This window comes from Lactovum miscens (assembly GCF_014202895.1).
In the GTDB taxonomy this organism is placed as follows: domain Bacteria; phylum Bacillota; class Bacilli; order Lactobacillales; family Streptococcaceae; genus Lactovum; species Lactovum miscens.
The window spans coordinates 1-17,600 of record NZ_JACHHV010000031.1; the positions used below are offsets into that span (position 1 = coordinate 1).

Sequence of the window (17,600 nt, forward strand, 5' to 3'; positions counted from 1 at the left end):
GAATCCTTTTCTACTTTATTTTTCCAAATTCAAGTATAAAGGTTTCAGGTGTTTTTTTCTTGCTTCAGGTGGCTAACTTAATTTTACAATTTGCCGTAGATATATTTTATAAAATTGTCGCATTTATATTATCCATTAATATATCTTTCAAAAAATAAAAATCTTTTCTCATAAGCATATTATCTGTTAGTTTATGATATTATAGCGCCTCATTTAGAAAATATCAAAAAAAACTACTATTAGTAGTCAATTTTTTGTATTATAAAGCGAATAACGGGAATCGAACCCGCGTTGCTAGCTTGGGAAGCTGGTGTAATAACCACTATACGATATTCGCATGTGAAAATTATACACCTTTTTTAAAAATCTAGCATATTTAAAGTTAGAATTAGAAAAAAAGCCACCTTTGTGGCTTTTTTATATTTGTATCTACTTTGTTTTTTATTGATATTGCATAACAACTTCGTTCTTATATGCACGATCGATGGTTGCACCTCCGAGACACTCTTCACCATCGTAAAAAACAACAGCTTGACCAGGAGTGACTGCACGTACTGCCTCATCAAAAGTTACAAAAGCATTATTTCCTTCAAACTTAACTGTTACAGAAACATCTTGCTGGCGGTAGCGAAACTTAGCCGTACACTTTAACTCAAAATTCTCCGGCATCTCACGAGTAAAGCTAACACCTGAAGCATCAAGAGAGTCAGTATAAAGAGCTTCATTATGATACCCTTGGCCCACATAGAGAATATTTTGTGATAAGTCTTTTCCCACAACAAACCACGGCTCACTCTCAATCTCACCTGATTGACCACCAATACCAAGTCCACCACGTTGACCAATTGTGTAGTACATCAGCCCCGCATGAACACCCATATCTTTACCATCAAAGGTCTTCATCTTCCCAGGTTTAGCAGGCAAATATTCGCTTAAGAAATTTTTGAAGTTTTTCTCACCAATAAAACAAACACCCGTTGAATCCTTTTTTTGGGCAGTAGCAAGGCCCGCTTCTGCAGCAATTCTACGAACTTTTGGCTTATCAATATCACCAAGTGGGAACATCACTCGATCCAATTGTTTTTGTGACAATTGGCTCAAAAAATAAGTCTGATCTTTATTATTATCAACACCACGAAGCATGTGGACATGACCCTCTTCATCACGAATTACACGTGCATAGTGACCAGTTGCAATATAATCTGCACCCAGCCCCATGGCATAGTCAAGGAAAGCTTTGAACTTGATTTCCTTATTACACATTACATCTGGATTTGGTGTACGTCCTGCACGGTACTCAGCTAAGAAATACTCAAAGACTCGCTCCCAGTATTCTTTTTCAAAGTTAACAGAATAATAAGGGATACCGATCTGATCCGCAACAGCTGCGACATCTTTAAAATCTTCAGTTGCAGTGCAGACACCAAATTCATCTGTATCATCCCAGTTTTTCATAAAAAGGCCAACTACATCATAACCTTGTTGCTTCAATAGAAGTGCAGTTACACTTGAGTCCACACCACCTGACATACCCACGACAACGCGAGTTTTACTATTATCTTTCATTTACCTTGTTGAATGACTTTTTAACAAAATGTCATTCTTTCCTTTCGTACCCAGGGGAAGTTTGGGCGATTAGTTTTTTTCTGTTGACTTATGTAAACAGTTTTATCATTATAGCACTTTTTCAAGAGAAGTAAACAGCTTCAATTACTAAAACTACTCAGATTAATGAGTGCAAAAATATTCCGTGAATCCTAGGCACCGGTGTACATGGTCAGACTTTTAAAAAATAACAGCTCCTACTTCTACTCGTTTCAAAAAATAAACACTGTTCAATTTTTAGCTAAATTTTATTTATAATCTTATACTTTCCTTGATCCAAATCACCAAGTTCATATTCCCCAATCTTCGTACGGATTAACCTTAAAGTAGGTAATCCAACATTAGCAGTCATACGACGAACTTGTCGATTTCGTCCTTCTTTGATTGAGATCTCTAACCAACTTGTCGGTATATTAGCACGATAGCGAACAGAGGGAGTACGTTCCCACAACCATTCTGGCTCGCGTTCTAAAATATGAACTTTGGCTGGCAAGGTTATTCCATCTTTCAAAAGAACACCCTTATTGAGTTTCTCAATTACTTCTCCAGTTGGAATACCCTCAACTTGTACCACATAAGTTTTAAAAGACTTTAACTTTGGATCTGTCAAACGATGTTGTAATTTTCCATCATCAGTCAGCAAAAGTAAGCCTTCTGAATCTTTATCCAATCGTCCAGCAGCGTATACATTAGAAATATCTATAAAATCCGATAAGGTTTTTCGTCCCTCATCATCCGTAAATTTTGTGAGTACTCCAAATGGTTTGTTAAATAATAAAATCATGTTATTTTATAAATCCTTCATACAGTTCAAGTAATAAATTTTAATAAATTCAAACACCAACTAGAAATTTATCATTGACTTCACTTTTGGGCTAAATATTATTTCCTTATTAGACTGAGGTGGCTTATAACTCCGATATTAGAGATAAATATCTACCAATAACTTTTCTTCTGATAAATCTCTCTTTCAAATCTTTAAATTATTTTTGTCAAATTTACAAAATTATTTTCTTTTTATACTAAAAAATAGCAAACCAAAGGCTAGGATACCTGAAGTTTAATTATAATCCTTTTTGTAAAGTTTGAATTCGATACATATCCGCATAATAACCATCTTGAACTAGCAATTCATCATGAGTCCCTTGTTCTATAATTTTTCCTTTATCAAGTACTAGAATCTGATCGGCATCTTTGATTGTTGAAAGCCGATGTGCTATAACCATAGTCGTTCGGCCTTGCGACATTTTTTCTAGTCCATCCTGAATAAGTGCTTCTGTTTCAGTATCAATACTGGCAGTTGCTTCGTCAAGCAGCAAAATCTTTGGGTTTCTTACAATAGTTCGGGCAAAGTTCAAAAGCTGACGTTCACCTGAGCTAAAAGCATCTCCTCCCTCAATCACTTGAGTTTCATAACCGTTAGGTAATTTCTCAATAAAATGATTGGCCTGAACAAATTCAGATGCAGCGATGACATCATCAATTGGAATATTAGAATTCATCATTCTAATATTGTCGGCTACATTTCCAACGAAAATAAAACTATCTTGAAGAACCAGACCAATTTTGTGACGAAGTTCTTCCATGCTATAGTCTCTAATATCTCTATCATCAATCAAAACTTGACCATCACCAAATTCATAAAAACGCATAAAGACATTGATGATCGAAGACTTACCTGATCCAGTATGACCAACAAAAGCAAGCGTTTCGCCGGGGTTAACCACAAATGAAATATCTTTTAAAATCGGTATCACACCATCATAACTAAAATTCACATGGCGAAATTCGATTTTTCCTTCTACAATTTTTACTCCTTCAACAGGATGTTGAGCAGGAGCATATTCCGTTTCATTAAGAATTTGACGAATACGAGAACTGGCTACCATACCATCAGACCAGAAGGAAAGTGAGTCCATTAGCCCTGTTATTGGATTGAAGTATTGTCGTACGTTTTGAATAAAAGCATAGACGAGTCCACCCTCAACCAGTGAATAAGTTGAACGATTTCCAAAAAGAAAAAGGACCACCACAATTGATATTGCCATTAGAAAATTAACCATAGGACTAAGTAAAAGCCCATTGATAGTTATTACACGCATGCGCAAACGATAATACTCATCATTGGTCTCATCAAATTCATTGTTCAGACGAGTTTCCTGGCGGAATTCTTGAATAATACGCATTCCTGAAATATATTCATTAAGTTTAGTATTGAGTTCTGAAAGGCGTTTACGCATCGCTTTATAAACCTGAGTAGAAATGTGATTGTAAAGCCAAACTGCAGCAAATAGAATTGGAAGAAAAACCATCATTCCAAAAGTTACTGGAACGTCAATATAAAAGAGCGCAATAAATGAAATTATAATTGAAATAATTGAAATAATTCCATTGAAAATCATAGTCCAAAATTGAAAGAGGTCTGTATCATTTGTTACACGTGTAATCAACCAACCTGTTGGTTTCTGATCAAAATAACGCATACCTAATGTGAGAAGTTTATCATAAAGTTTCCCACGAATGTATTGATTGACCATATTTGAACCATTTTGCAAAGTAATCCAGCGGAAAAACCAAGACATGGCATTTATCATAGCCACAGAAAAGTAAAGTATGGAAAAATAAACCAGTGTTCGATCTGTTACCTTACCAATTACTAAGTGCTGATCCATAAAAGTTGAAAGGATAAATGGCATGATAGCTGTAAAAATGGTGGTTAAAACTCCGAAAAAAAGAGCACCAACAAAATACCATTTAAAAGGCTTGAGAAATCCCAAAATAAACTTTAGAGTTGCCCATTGTTCTTTGAAGGTGAGTTTGATATCCTTTTCTTTACTCATCAATTCCCCTTTCTCTCAACATTGGTAATAATTTCAACTTCATCAAGAAGAATATCCATCTCTGTTTCTTCTCGGCCAAGTTTCGATTCAATTTGCTGCATTTGCCACATCTGAGAGTACCAACCATGAGCTAGAATAAGTTGTTCATGAGTCCCACGCTCAACTACTTTTCCTTCATCAAGTACTAAAATCTCATCAGCTTTCATAACTGAACTGAGTCGATGACTGACAATTAAAGTTGCAGAATTAGCTCTTATCTTACCTAATTCTGTCAAGATAAGATTTTCAGTCTTTGCATCCACAGCAGAAAGAGCATCATCCAAAATTAAAATTTTGGGGTCTATTAAAATAGCTCGAGCAATCGACAGACGTTGCTTCTGCCCTCCTGAGAGAGAAACGCCTCGTTCACCAACTAAAGTATCATATCCCTCTGAGAAAGTTAAGATATCTTCATGAATACCCGCCACTTTTGCTGCCAATTCAACTTCTGCTTGTGTCGCACCCATTTTTGCAAAGCGGATATTGTCCCTTACCGTAGTAGAAAATAAAAAATGTTCTTGCGGAACATAACCGACTGAAGGAAGGTATTCATCAAGTTGATAAGCCATAATATTTCTACCTGCGTAATCTATATGACCACTATAATCATCATACTCACGCATGAGTAACTTAATTACGGAGGATTTCCCTGCGCCAGTCCTTCCAACTAATCCCAAAACTTGTCCTTTTCTAAGTGTAAATTCAACCCCTTCAAGATAATGTCTATCTTCACCAGGATATTCAAAGACTTCAACATCAAAGTGTAAATCTCCAGATTCAGGCATCTTCAATTTTCCGTTCATCACTTTTGACTCTGCTTTTTGAGCCAACAAACGGTCCACACGAGTGAGTGAGGCAGATCCACGCTCTATCAAATTAAAGAGTTGTCCTATTGCAAACATCGGCCAAACAAGATTTGAGATGTATGCAAAGAAGCTGACCAATTGACCAATAGAAATTACATGATGGAGGACATAGTAGCCACCCAAGAAAATAGTAAGCGCATAACTCAAGCCAACAATCAAATTGATCAATGGGTCATATAAAGAGTCAATAAAATTCACATCATTAAAAGCCTTGTCAACCCTTCTTAAATGAGCTTGAAAATTCTTTTTATCTTGTTCTTCTTCACCGAAAGACTTAATAGCTTTAATACCGGAGATACCTTCTTGAACTTTATCATTCATCTCTGAGAAAGTCGCTTGAGCGTGGTCGAAAGTCGTGTGAATTCTATCTCCTAAAATCTTTGCCACCAAAGCTAATAGTGGCATTGGCAGAATTGCAAGCAGGGTCAACCGCCAATCAATCACAACAAGCATGGCAATTATGGTTGTTCCACCTGACATAAAAGAATCTGCCAAAGTCAAAATTCCTGATCCCGCCATATCACGTATGGCATTCAAGTCATTTGTAGCATGGGCCATTAAGTCTCCAGTCCGATTACGTTGAAAAAATAAACGATCCATGCTTAAGAAATGACTAAACAAACGAGCACGAAGTACCTTTTCAAGTTTGAAGGCAGCTCCTCTAAGATTAATGGTCCAAAAATAACGGAAAAAGTACTCTACCCCTGCCGTTATTAATAAAACCAATAAATATTCAGCCATCAACCTTACAGTTAAATTTCTTTTTGCAATGTTATCAATAAATCTTCCAATGATAATTGGTGGAATAAGATGGGTCAAAGCAACACAAAAAAGGGCAAAGATTCCTAATCCATAGCTCTTTTTTTCTTCTTTGAAATACCACCATAACTGGTGTAAAGGTCTCATAAATACTTCCTAAACTTTCATGTCAAATTTTACAATATTCTGATAATTTTACGTTAAAAAAAAACTTCTGTCAAATTAAATCAACAGAAGGAATATCTAACACAAATACCTAATTTACAACAAGATGTAATTGACTTTACAGATATCAGCCTGATTTTTGAATTACACTGTAAGCTGCACCTAATAGACCAGCATCATTTCCCAAAATAGCACGACGAATTTCCCCAATAAGTCCCATTTCATTTATGCGGTTAAGTGACTCGTGACTTTTGATAAGTCTCATAAACTTATTTCTTAAGTCTCGCATAAAAATATCACTTTCAGAGATACCACCCCCAACTAAAATCGCTTCTGGATCAAAGATAGCCATCAAATTTATTAAATTAATAGCAACATCTTCAATGTAATCTTGCCAAACCGCTGCTGCTTTTTGATCACCTGATTTGACTCTCTCAATTAAGATAACAGCATCTTCTAAAAATTCTTTCTCTCCCATAGGATTAGCCAAAGCTTGATATCTCGTCAAAAGTCCCGAAACAACTGAAGAGCGAAAATTTTCAGATTGAAACTCGATATTACCTCTTCGATAGATACCATGGTAAAGTGGCCAACCAAATTCACCTGCTCCACCGTGTGCCCCAGTGTATACTTGACCATTGATGACAATTCCACCACCAATCCCAGTTCCTAAAGCCATTACAATATAATTCTTCAGTCCTTTTGCGCCACCCTGCCAACCTTCGGCAATCGCTACTGCGTTTGCATCATTTTCAACAGTTACGGGGAGAGATGTCAAAACATTTAAGCTCTCTGCTAGGGGAAGACCATACATTTTTTTCAATGCACCAAAAGTGATCATTCGACCTTCGTCAGAAACGATCCCCGGTGCTGAAATCCCAATTCCCTTGATATCAGGATATTTCCTATTTGCTTCATTCACGAGACCTAACAGATTTTTCAATAAATCTTCTTCGTTATGCACCGTTGGAATTTTTGACTTCTCTAATATTTTACCATCATCCGAAATGACACCATATTTTGTAAAGGTACCGCCAATATCAAATGCAAAAATAGTCATATCTTTCTCTCCTCACGCTGATAATCAATGGGCAACCAATCAAGAATTCTATCAATTTTTTGTGTCCAGTAATACCAGTCGTGAATACCTTCTGAAATCTCGTAAGTGATATCATACCCTAGATTTTTCAACTCTTTTGTCACCACATTATTGACTTCAAAAAGAAAATCTTGAGCTCCACACCAAGCATAGAGTTTTGGACGTTCTTTAGAATTTCTTGCAAGATTTTGAAGATTGTTTGTCTCAGACAGATCAAATTCAGTTTTCGATCCAAAGATACCTGACCAATAATTTTCATTTTCTTCAAAAATCAAATCTTCTTGAAAGTCAAAACTTAAAGCACCTGACAATGAAGCAGCACAACTAAATTTGTCTGTCAGAAGAGCAAGCTTAAAAGCACCATATCCCCCCATAGAAAGACCAACTATAAAGTTCTTCTCACGTTTCGTTGAAAGACTTGGGAAGAAGTTATGGATGACTCTTGGAAGTTCTTGAGCAATTGCATCAAAATAATTCATTCCATATTTAGTATTGCTATACCAACCAAGATCTGTTGATGGCATTACCAAAGCTACATTAGTTTTACGAACAAGGCGGTCAATACCTGAACGATTTAACCAAGCATTTTCATTTCCTGACATACCGTGAAGCAGATAAATAACAGGGATATCTTTAGCATCTTTTACCCCTGTCTTAGCCGCTTCTGGATAGATAACATTGACTGGACGGTTCATGCCAAGAACTTCTGAATAGTATTCAATTTTCAGAATTGCCATGCTTATAGTTCCTTTTCAAGAATTTCTGAAACGATTTGATGTGAAATTAAAATATTATCTTGCTTCAAATCAAGTACTTGCCCCGCTACTGAAGCAATTGCTGAATTAACAATTCCATCAAATCCACGGTTGTAGGTTGCTGATGCCCAGCCATTTGGAAGGGTTACAGTGTGTGAGCCCCCATGTCCTTCTTCCAGCATAGTTAGCTCTTTCAAGCGATAAGTGCCAGATGATGACTCAACCTCAAAGATTTCCTCATAGACTCCTGCACTTAAATTCATAGCTGCAAGTCCGGTAGCTGTTTCTGTGCGAACAGTTACCAAGATACGAGAAAGTTTATTATCTTCTGTTGTAAGCTGGTATGTCCAAGACTTAATTTCATCATCAAGTAGATAAATCATTGTATCAAGAGGATGAATGAAAATGTCGTAAAGCTGGAATTTGACATCACCCGTTTGATTGCTAAGATTCTTTGTAACTTTAACAAAGTTCTTACTTGCTACTTCCTTGAGTTTGACATTCATTGGTGCAAAGCGTCTATTGAAGGCTATCATGAAAAGAACATTCTTATCTTCAGCAATATGATAAAGTTCTTGAACTTCGCCAAAGTCTTCAGAAATAGGTTTGTCCATCACCACAGGGATACCTTTTTCCAAAAAATGTTTAGCTAATTTAAAATGTGCACTAGTAATGGCATGAATAAAAACCAGATCTGACAAATCAAGGTTAGCCAAGATATTAGTTGTTTTAGCAAAATTGTATTTTGCTCGCACTATTTCAGCCTTAGCTAAGTCACGTGAGTAAATGGTAAATTCATGTTCGGTCTGAAGACCTGCGTATACAGGCAAATAAGCTTTAGCGGCAATTCCACCACTTGCTCCAATTATTCCAATTTTCATAGTTTTATTTTATCATTTTAAAAACTAAAATTCTGAAAGCGTATCCTAAAATCAGTTCAGAAATCCAAAATGTTCTTAAATTATTTTTTCAGTTGAATCAACTTTAGACACAAAATTATAAGAATAATTCATTTCTCCTAATAATTATTTAGGCTAACTATCATCTTTAAAATTTATATTTAATTTTGCCTTATCTCAATTTTTTAGTTAAAATTGATACCCAATTGATAATTTCTACCAAAAGACTACCAATCCTGTTTATCCATTCTATAAATTACCTAGATCAAAAATGATCAAAATAAGGCAGAGTGGCCTCGACTTATTAACAAGTTAAAAAAAAACTCATATTCGCTTCACTCATAAATTCAACCAAATTAAAAGTCTCCAATAGCTTTAACGTTTAGTTTGGTATCGCTTGAATGGATAGCAATCACTACACCTGAAGTAAAGTTTATAGTAATTAATTCATCATCTGCTAAAAATTCGTTACTGGCGTAAATTTCAGAAAAATTATCTACAGCTTTCAAAGGATACTTAGCATTTTCAATCGAAAAATTATCGGCTCCAACTTTTATGAAGCCGATATACTTCATTCCGGCAATTTGTTTAATTCTGTTCTTTCCAGCTGAAAAATATTGAATAATATTATGCTCGTTTTGAAGCATGATTTGTCTGGCAAAATTAGAGAATTTTGGAGTAGTTGCAAGAAAAATATTGGTCAGTTCATGATCTAAACGGCCACCCAAAGCACCTATGACTCTTATTTTAGCATCCGGGTGATTCTCCAAGCTATCAGAGAGTGCTACTTCAAAGTCAGTTTCATCTTTAATTGGATTCAATTTATGAACTTCAGCACCTGACTGAATGATCTGTATCATTTCTTCATCAGATACAGAATCAAAATCACCTACAGCAACATCTAAAGCTAGATCATTTTTTACAGCCCATAGAGCACCTGCATCAACACCAACAATGGTATCATAATCAAATTCTGGTAAAGAATTTGGCAATCCTGCAATTATTAAAATCCTCATCGATTGTCTCCAGAGCCCCTAAGTTGGCCATGGTCAAAACGCGATTCAAGTTTGGCAATATTTGCTGTAGCTACATCTTCAAGTGTCAAACCCAGATAACGAGCTGTTGTTGCGACATACCAAAGGATATCGCCAAGTTCTTTCGCAAGTTCAATTTGATCTTTGGCTGAAATTTTTCCTTTTTTATCACGAATCAATTTCTTCACTTTATCCGCAACTTCTCCAGATTCTCCAACTAGCCCTAATACTTTGTCGACAAATGCTAAATCTATCAGTACAGTTTCAGGTCGTTCATCAAAGAGGTCAAACTTGATAATTTGATCTTGATATTCATTCATTTTCATAACTTTATTTTAGCAAAATTCTTGATAAGAAGCATTTTTGTAAAATCAACTGTGTGCAAAAAAAAAACCAGCACTGCCGGCTTTTAACATCACTTCTAAAATCTTGATCAAGGTTTAATTCGATTTATCATACGGGGGAATGGAATCGCCTCACGGATATGATCTGTTCCAGCTATGAAAGTGACCATACGTTCAAGGCCAAGACCAAATCCGGCGTGTGGGACTGACCCAAATTTACGCAGATCAAGATACCAGTCATAATCTTTTGGATCAAGACCAAAATCAATGATTTTTTTTCTGAGCAAGTCATAATCTGTTTCACGAGCTGAACCACCAATAATTTCACCATAACCTTCTGGTGCCAAAAGATCAGCGCAAAGCACTCTCTCTGAATTTCCAGGGACTGGTAACATATAGAAAGCTTTAAAACTAGCTGGGTAATTGACAACAAAAGTTGGAACCCCATAGTAGTTTGAAATCCAAGTTTCATGAGGACTGCCAAAATCGTCACCATGCTTTAGCAATTCGTAGTTTGCGTCATCTTCACCATGGTGAGCATTTAAGATATCAATGACTTCATCATATGACACGCGCATAAATGGTGTGATTACATATTTTTGAAGTTTGGTGGTATCACGTTCAAGTACCTCAAGAGCATAAGCGGCATTATCTAAGACACTCTGGATCATTTCCTTCACATAAGCTTCTTGGATATCAAGTGATTCTTCATGGGTCACAAATGGATATTCTGCATCCATCATCCAGAATTCAGTCAAATGGCGACGTGTTTTAGATTTTTCAGCGCGGAATACCGGACCAAAGTCAAAGACACGACCAAGGGCCATCGCACCTGCTTCAAGGTAAAGTTGACCCGATTGTGAAAGGAAAGCGGGATTATCAAAGTAATCTGTTTCAAAAAGTTCTGTTGTATTTTCAGCTGCATTACCCGTAAGTATAGGGCTATCAAACTTTATAAAACCATTTTCTTGGAAAAACTTATAACTTGCATAAATAACAGCGTTACGAATTTGCATAATAGCCATTTGGCGCTTTGAACGTAACCATAGATGACGATGATCAAGTAAAAAATCCGTTCCGTGCTCTTTCGGTGTAATTGGAAATTCTTGGGAAGTTCCAATCACTTCAACATTTGTCACGTCCAATTCATAGCCAAACTTAGAACGTTCATCTTCTTTAACGACTCCAATCACGTATACGGAAGTTTCCTGACCTAAGTGCTTAATTTCATCAAACTTAGCTGATCCTTCATCTTCTCCATATATTTCAACAAAATTTGGTTTAAAAACAACAGCCTGAAAAAAAGCTGTTCCATCTCGGAGTTGTAAAAATTGCAATTTACCCTTTCCAGATTTATCAGCCAACCAAGCACCAATTTTTACAGTTTCACCAACGTGCTGTGAAATGTCTTTGATCATTACTAATTCCGTCATAAATTTCTTTCTACTTTAAATATTTATACAATTATAACAAGAAAGGTTAGACAATACCAGCCTGACCCTTTCTAGTTCTATACTTCTTTACCTGTTTTGAAGTCATAAATTTTGAAATCAATTTTTGTATTGACTTCCCACACTGTCTTACCTTTATACAAAGCTAGATCAATGGTCGTTGCTCCTTTTTGAGGAAGACTGTACATACCCACCCCATCGGAAAGCTTAATTACCGAAATCGCACCTTTTGCTTTAGGAAGTAGAACACCTATTTTTTCCCCAGAAGCTGTCGTACCTAAAAGGCTATAATAACTTTTATCCGTCGTCACGATATTAAAAGTATCAATATTTTTTAAATCAGTTTTTGATTTGGCAATACTAACTATCTGATTTCGCTCCGATTCAAGCCGTTGGATTGCTACTCCCATGTATATAAAATAGGCTAAAAAGCCAGCAAATACAACCGACAAAGATCCAATCATGATCTGATCTGCCAATGAAATTTTTTGTTTTTTTCTCATTTCTACTTATTCTAACAGAAAATCAAGAACACATCTTTTCTTTAATACCCCTAATTCTCATTACATTACTATTAGTTGTCTTTTACATGAAACTTTTACCTCAGAAAATCCTTTATCTGAGGTAAGAGAACTTCAAAGGCTCCAGTTTCAATTGTTGTTAATTCTTCCAAATTTCTTCTGAGGCGCTTCGCATAAGAATTTCCCATAATTCTTCGATCGAGAATCACTACGCATGAACGTTGTGACATTTTCCGATTTACACGTCCCATAGCTTGGCGAAGCTGCATTGCAGCCATTGGTAAATTGAAATCATAAAATGGATTTTTAAATTTCTCAGAAAATTTCCTTGTCAAAACATCCTCAGGTGTCGCAAATGGGAGACGAGGAATAACCAGAATCACATTTTTTTGTTTTTCAAAATCTACTCCCTCCCAAAAGGCTCCAGTAGCTAGAAGAACTTGAAATTTTCCTGTATCAAACTGATTTTTCAATAATTCATTGTTGGCCTGAGAACCATGTTGCTGAACACCCACTTTAATTTCTGACTTTTCAAATTGCCGTGCCGTCCAGTTAAGCATCTGACGTGAACTAAACAACACAACAATTGGGCGATTTAATTCGGCCAATTTAATCAAATTTTTGAAAACATAGTTGCTATAGTCCTGAACAGACGTATTTTTTACTGATGGTCCGTCACTAATCGCATAAATTCTTTGATTCTTTGCAATTTTAGCTTGAAGTTTAAAGAATTTATAAACTGAAAACCCCAAAAGCTCAGGAAGTAAAACCTTATCATTACTAAACGCAATTGAGGCTGAAACAAAGATTACTTTTTGATCTTCTGGAATCAACTTTTTAAAATTATTAAAATCTGGTTGACTAGAATTGAGGGTATTGCCTGTCGTCCAATAGATATTATCAGGATTCATCAAAAAGTCACAAATCCGATTTAAGCCTAACTCTGCCGCATCCATAAAAATCTTTTTTCGGGAAAAAGGAAACTTACCTAACTGAAAAAGAAAATCTTCTAAAGCTATCCGATTTTCATCCGAATTTATAAGTTGTAGAGGCAAGAGTTCATCTAAGATTTCCAAATGCTCTTGATTAGAAGCTTCTAAGACTGTTAACAACCGCTGCGCTTCATCAATCACCAGATGTCGACCATAGAATAATTTTGATTTTTTCTTTAAAAGTTCAATCATATATGCATGATTAAGTACTAAGACATCAGCATTTTTCGCACGCTCATTGGCAATTTTCCAAAAGTCAATGTTTGAATTATCATTTCCAAAATTAGAGATTCTTTCAAACATATCAGGATTAGTTAAATTTTTTGAAATCTCTGAAAGTTCGCCTGTTTGAGTTTGTGTTAGCCAAACAAGGACTTTCATCTTGAAAATTTCTGTATTAGTTGATGCCATTATATCTGATAAATAAAGGTCAAACTGATCAAGTGAGATGTAATTGCTTGAAGCCATTAGCTTAGTCGTTTGAATACCAAAACTTTCTTTCATTTTGGGACCTAAGTCATGTAAAAGCTGATCTTGCAAAACTTTAGTAGCAGTTGAGATCACCAAACGACGTCCCTTTGCTAGAATTGGAATAACATATGCTATGGTTTTACCAGAGCCTGTTTGAGCCTCAATAAAGACCGCCTCTTTTTCCATCAAATTCGCGTTCACAATCTCTGCGATTTTATCCTGAACGCGACGTTTCCTCATTCCTAAAGCTTTCACATTTTCGCTAAATTCTTTAGAAATTTTAGTCTCTAATAGCTCTTTCTTTTGCTTTAAAATTCCAAAATATTTATAAAACTCAAAATTTTCTTGTCTTACTTCAGCCCGAGCAACAAACTTGTCAATTATTAAATTTGTTTCATAAGTCAAGCATTGAGCATGCTTTTTAATTTCCAACAAAACGGATTTTGGCAATTTTTGGATTTCATTTTGAATTTTTAAAAGGAGTTCTGCTGTTTCACTTGCGTCTGACAAAGCTGAGTGTAAGTGATCATTTTTTAAACCCAGCTTTTGTTTTAAAAATTCAAGTCCATATTTTTCAAAGGTTGGGAAAAAAATCCGAGCTAGCTCAACTGTATCAACGCGAGGCATTTCCAAGTACTCTTCAAATTCTTCAAAGTTTTTTGATAATAGCCCCCAGTCAAAGATTACATTATGAGCTACAAAGACACAATCCTTTAGAAGTTTCTTTATTTTAGGGATGAGTTTAGCAAACTCTGGCGCTTTTTTTAATTGCCGATCTCTAAGGCCCGTGAGACGTATAATGTTTTCAGTTAAAGGTTGGTGAGGGTTGACCTCAGATGAAAAAGTCTCCAAAACTTTATCATCCTCCATAATGACAATACCGATTTGAATAATTTTTCTCTCATGATTTTCTGAACTAGAAGTATCTGTCGCTTCTAAATCTACAATTGCATAACGAGTCATCCTTACTATTATACTAAAACAGATAGATTTGGACCAATCATGAGTTAAAAAAATTGAAAATTTCGGCAAAAAAGTACATTTAAGGTTGATTTGATTTGTTTAATCCTGTAAAGCTCAAATAATCAGGTTTTTACCTACCTAATTTAATATAGAAAGTAAAAACAATTTCCCTCTTCAGCTTGAGTAAGAAAATAATTACCTGTCTTTTAGCCCACATTCATTTGATTCAGAAAATAATAAATAGAAGGTTTGCTGAATTTCTGGCAAAATAAAATGTATTTTGGCTGATTCCACACAAACTTAAATGGAAATTCATCTTTCTGCTTCAACTTTAGTAATAAACACTAAGATATTACCATGGCTATAAGGATAACCATAGTGTTACATTCCAACAAAATGTAAACATTTAAAATCAGTTTATTAAAGATAGCCCTGCCGGAAAGTGTGGGCCACGATTTATAAATTTTGATTTCACTCCTTTACCATTAAAGATTTTTGGGCGTGATTCCAACCTTGAAGGATAGTAAAAAAATTGAAAATAATTTTAACCCCACAAAAAATCGAGATATGCTAATCTCGATTTTCTTCTATTTTATTTTTATTTTTCTTGAACAATAGGACTAGCTGAGCCCCCTAACCTGTCCATTGTCATCCATTGACATATCAAGTGCAGCGGGGTGCTTTGGTAGCCCCGGCATAGCAATAATTTCACCAAGGTAAACTACAACAAAACCAGCACCAAGACGAGGAGTTATTTCGCGTACAGTAATTTCAAAACCATCTGGAGCACCCAATAACTTTGCATTATCACTGAATGAGTACTGAGTCTTTGCAATACAGACTGGCAGTGATTGACCGGCGATTTCGTCAATTTCTTTTAATTGACTGAGAGCTTTTTCAGAATAATTTACCTTATCAGCATGGTAAATTTCTTTTGCTAATTTTTCAATTTTTTCAGGTATTGAGTCTTTGAGATCATAAATTGGGCTGAAATTCTTTTCTTGTTTTAGGGTTTGTAAGAGAATATTCGCCATCTGTTTGCCACCTCTACTCCCTTCTGAAAAAATATCCGCCAAAGCAAAATTAACACCCTCATTCTCAATCAATCTTGACAAAAGCTTAATCTCGGCATCTGTGTCACTATAAAAGTGATTGATAGCAACCATTAATGGAATTCCAAATTTTTTTAGATTATTAATGTGACGTTTCAAATTGACAGAACCTGCTTCCAAAGCTTCCAGATTTTCAAAATTCAGTTCTGACTTCTTTACTCCACCATTATATTTTAAAGAACGAACGGTCACAACCATGACCACTGCATCTGGGGACTTTCCCAGCTCGCGACTCTTAATATCCAAAAATTTTTCAGCACCGAGATCTGCTCCAAAACCTGCTTCCGTGACAGCAACATCACCGTATGTCAGTGCCGCTTGAGTGGCAAGAACTGAATTACACCCATGGGCAATATTAGCAAAGGGTCCCCCATGAATAAAGGCGGCATTTCCCTCAAGGGTCTGCACCAAATTTGGTTTGAGGGCTTGTTTAAGAATCAATGCAACTGCATCAGTAATACCCAAATCAGAAACTGTAATGGCTTTACCATCTTTATCAAACGCCAACAAAATTTTTGAAAGACGGACTTTCAAATCAGATAATGAAGTCGCTAAACAGAATATTGCCATGATTTCACTTGCTACTGTAATATCAAAGTGATCAACCCGTGGGACAGACCTTTTTAAACCATCTTGGGCAATTGTGATGTCTCGAAGTGAACGATCATTCATATCCATTACGCGATGCCAAATGATGCGCTCTGGATCAATATTTAACTCATTTCCTTGAAAGAGATGATTGTCAAGCATTGCAGAAATAAGATTATTAGCAGCAGTCATGGCATGGAGATCACCCGTAAAATGAAGATTAATATCTTCCATTGGAACCACTTGGGCATAACCACCACCAGTTGCTCCACCTTTCATACCGAAAACTGGCCCCATTGAAGGTTCTCTAAGAGCAAGAACTGTTTTTATCCCAATTTGATTTAACGCATCCGCCAGTCCAATCGAAATCGTCGTCTTTCCTTCTCCGGCAGGTGTAGGATTAATAGCTGTAACTAAAACAAGCTTCCCTGATTTTTTCAAATCAAACTTTTTAATCGAAATTTTTGCTTTGTATTTACCATATAGATCAATATCATCCGACAAAATTCCTAATTTTTCAGATAGATTTACGATTGGCTCAATTTGAGCTTCCTCCGCGATTTCAATATCAGTTTTCAAAATTTAAATCTCCATTCTCTCCTAATTTGAGGAAGTTAAACTATTTTTAATTTTATCAGATTAACTTTAAATAGAAAACTAACAGACGAAAAGTAACATTTTATTAATAAAAATGTTCGTTTTTTGTACCTCTGACATTTTTATTAAAATGATTTTTTAAAATAATAAGAAACAAGCAAAGACAAATATATTTCAATTTAGAAAGCAATATCTGGTTTTCCAAAGTGATACTTTGAATTACCCAAGGTAAGACTCGCTCATAAGTGTTTAATAAACTTTTTAACTAACAATAGAACCCTGTAAATGAGGTAACTCGAAAGATTCATTTGCCTTCGCTTTAGTATATTTATAGGGTATGTTATTCTTCGCATAAACTTCATTTTTATAAATTGAAATAGTATTTTTATAAAAAATTTTTAAAACGGCAAATTGTAATATTAAGTTAGCCACCTGAAGAAAGAAAAAAACACCTGAAACCTTTATACTTGAATTTGGAATAAACAAAGTAGAAAAGGATT

General features: G+C 35.5%; 14 protein-coding genes and 1 tRNA gene. All 15 read right to left on the reverse strand.

Annotation, left to right across the window (positions count from 1 at the left end; genetic code table 11):
- Positions 1-265 precede the first annotated feature (265 nt).
- Positions 266-337, reverse strand: a tRNA-Gly gene (locus tag HNQ37_RS07200).
- Between the two features lie 104 nt (positions 338-441).
- Complete coding sequence (gene mnmA / locus HNQ37_RS07205) at positions 442-1,566, reverse strand: tRNA 2-thiouridine(34) synthase MnmA (protein ID WP_183540766.1); 1,125 nt, start codon at positions 1,564-1,566, stop codon at positions 442-444.
- A 280-nt stretch (positions 1,567-1,846) separates the two neighbouring features.
- Positions 1,847-2,389: a pseudouridine synthase gene (locus tag HNQ37_RS07210; RefSeq protein ID WP_183540768.1), complete on the reverse strand. Its 543-nt coding sequence runs from the start codon at positions 2,387-2,389 to the stop codon at positions 1,847-1,849.
- A gap of 280 nt (positions 2,390-2,669) precedes the next feature.
- Positions 2,670-4,445 carry an ABC transporter ATP-binding protein gene (locus HNQ37_RS07215; protein ID WP_183540771.1) on the reverse strand — a complete coding sequence of 592 codons (1,776 nt, stop codon included), beginning with the start codon at positions 4,443-4,445 and terminating at the stop codon, positions 2,670-2,672.
- Positions 4,445-6,256: an ABC transporter ATP-binding protein gene (locus HNQ37_RS07220; protein ID WP_183540773.1), complete on the reverse strand. Its 1,812-nt coding sequence runs from the start codon at positions 6,254-6,256 to the stop codon at positions 4,445-4,447. Before HNQ37_RS07220 ends, HNQ37_RS07215 begins: the two co-directional genes overlap by 1 nt.
- Positions 6,257-6,401: 145 nt before the next feature.
- Complete coding sequence (locus HNQ37_RS07225) at positions 6,402-7,334, reverse strand: ROK family protein (RefSeq protein WP_183540775.1); 933 nt, start codon at positions 7,332-7,334, stop codon at positions 6,402-6,404.
- Positions 7,331-8,110, reverse strand: coding sequence for an alpha/beta hydrolase (locus HNQ37_RS07230; protein ID WP_183540776.1), 780 nt, complete (start codon positions 8,108-8,110; stop codon positions 7,331-7,333). Before HNQ37_RS07230 ends, HNQ37_RS07225 begins: the two co-directional genes overlap by 4 nt.
- 2 nt (positions 8,111-8,112) lie before the next feature.
- Complete coding sequence (locus tag HNQ37_RS07235; protein WP_183540778.1) at positions 8,113-9,009, reverse strand: Gfo/Idh/MocA family protein; 897 nt, start codon at positions 9,007-9,009, stop codon at positions 8,113-8,115.
- A gap of 374 nt (positions 9,010-9,383) precedes the next feature.
- Complete coding sequence (locus tag HNQ37_RS07240) at positions 9,384-10,043, reverse strand: thiamine diphosphokinase (protein ID WP_183540780.1); 660 nt, start codon at positions 10,041-10,043, stop codon at positions 9,384-9,386.
- A complete protein-coding gene (locus tag HNQ37_RS07245; protein ID WP_183540782.1) occupies positions 10,040-10,387 on the reverse strand; it encodes a nucleoside triphosphate pyrophosphohydrolase family protein in 348 nt (115 codons plus the stop codon). Before HNQ37_RS07245 ends, HNQ37_RS07240 begins: the two co-directional genes overlap by 4 nt.
- Positions 10,388-10,494: 107 nt before the next feature.
- On the reverse strand, positions 10,495-11,838 hold the full coding sequence (gene asnS, locus HNQ37_RS07250) for an asparagine--tRNA ligase (RefSeq protein ID WP_183540784.1): 1,344 nt from the start codon (positions 11,836-11,838) through the stop codon (positions 10,495-10,497).
- A 77-nt stretch (positions 11,839-11,915) separates the two neighbouring features.
- Positions 11,916-12,359 carry a cell wall elongation regulator TseB-like domain-containing protein gene (locus HNQ37_RS07255; RefSeq protein WP_183540787.1) on the reverse strand — a complete coding sequence of 148 codons (444 nt, stop codon included), beginning with the start codon at positions 12,357-12,359 and terminating at the stop codon, positions 11,916-11,918.
- A gap of 95 nt (positions 12,360-12,454) precedes the next feature.
- Complete coding sequence (locus tag HNQ37_RS07260; protein ID WP_183540788.1) at positions 12,455-14,803, reverse strand: helicase C-terminal domain-containing protein; 2,349 nt, start codon at positions 14,801-14,803, stop codon at positions 12,455-12,457.
- Between the two features lie 620 nt (positions 14,804-15,423).
- The gene (locus HNQ37_RS07265) at positions 15,424-17,082 is read right to left on the reverse strand and encodes a formate--tetrahydrofolate ligase (protein ID WP_183540790.1); all 1,659 of its coding nucleotides are present in this window, start codon (positions 17,080-17,082) and stop codon (positions 15,424-15,426) included.
- Between the two features lie 279 nt (positions 17,083-17,361).
- Positions 17,362-17,600 (reverse strand): hypothetical protein (locus HNQ37_RS08415; RefSeq protein ID WP_221289117.1); only part of this gene is annotated, 239 nt, incomplete at its 5' end.

Coding starts and splice junctions, on each gene's coding strand:
- mnmA (WP_183540766.1), bottom strand. CDS start 1,566: ATGAAAGATAATAGTAAAACTCGCGTTGTCGTGGGTATGTCAGGTGGT.
- HNQ37_RS07210 (WP_183540768.1), bottom strand. CDS start 2,389: ATGATTTTATTATTTAACAAACCATTTGGAGTACTCACAAAATTTACG.
- HNQ37_RS07215 (WP_183540771.1), bottom strand. CDS start 4,445: ATGAGTAAAGAAAAGGATATCAAACTCACCTTCAAAGAACAATGGGCA.
- HNQ37_RS07220 (WP_183540773.1), bottom strand. CDS start 6,256: ATGAGACCTTTACACCAGTTATGGTGGTATTTCAAAGAAGAAAAAAAG.
- HNQ37_RS07225 (WP_183540775.1), bottom strand. CDS start 7,334: ATGACTATTTTTGCATTTGATATTGGCGGTACCTTTACAAAATATGGT.
- HNQ37_RS07230 (WP_183540776.1), bottom strand. CDS start 8,110: ATGGCAATTCTGAAAATTGAATACTATTCAGAAGTTCTTGGCATGAAC.
- HNQ37_RS07235 (WP_183540778.1), bottom strand. CDS start 9,009: ATGAAAATTGGAATAATTGGAGCAAGTGGTGGAATTGCCGCTAAAGCT.
- HNQ37_RS07240 (WP_183540780.1), bottom strand. CDS start 10,043: ATGAGGATTTTAATAATTGCAGGATTGCCAAATTCTTTACCAGAATTT.
- HNQ37_RS07245 (WP_183540782.1), bottom strand. CDS start 10,387: ATGAAAATGAATGAATATCAAGATCAAATTATCAAGTTTGACCTCTTT.
- asnS (WP_183540784.1), bottom strand. CDS start 11,838: ATGACGGAATTAGTAATGATCAAAGACATTTCACAGCACGTTGGTGAA.
- HNQ37_RS07255 (WP_183540787.1), bottom strand. CDS start 12,359: ATGAGAAAAAAACAAAAAATTTCATTGGCAGATCAGATCATGATTGGA.
- HNQ37_RS07260 (WP_183540788.1), bottom strand. CDS start 14,803: ATGACTCGTTATGCAATTGTAGATTTAGAAGCGACAGATACTTCTAGT.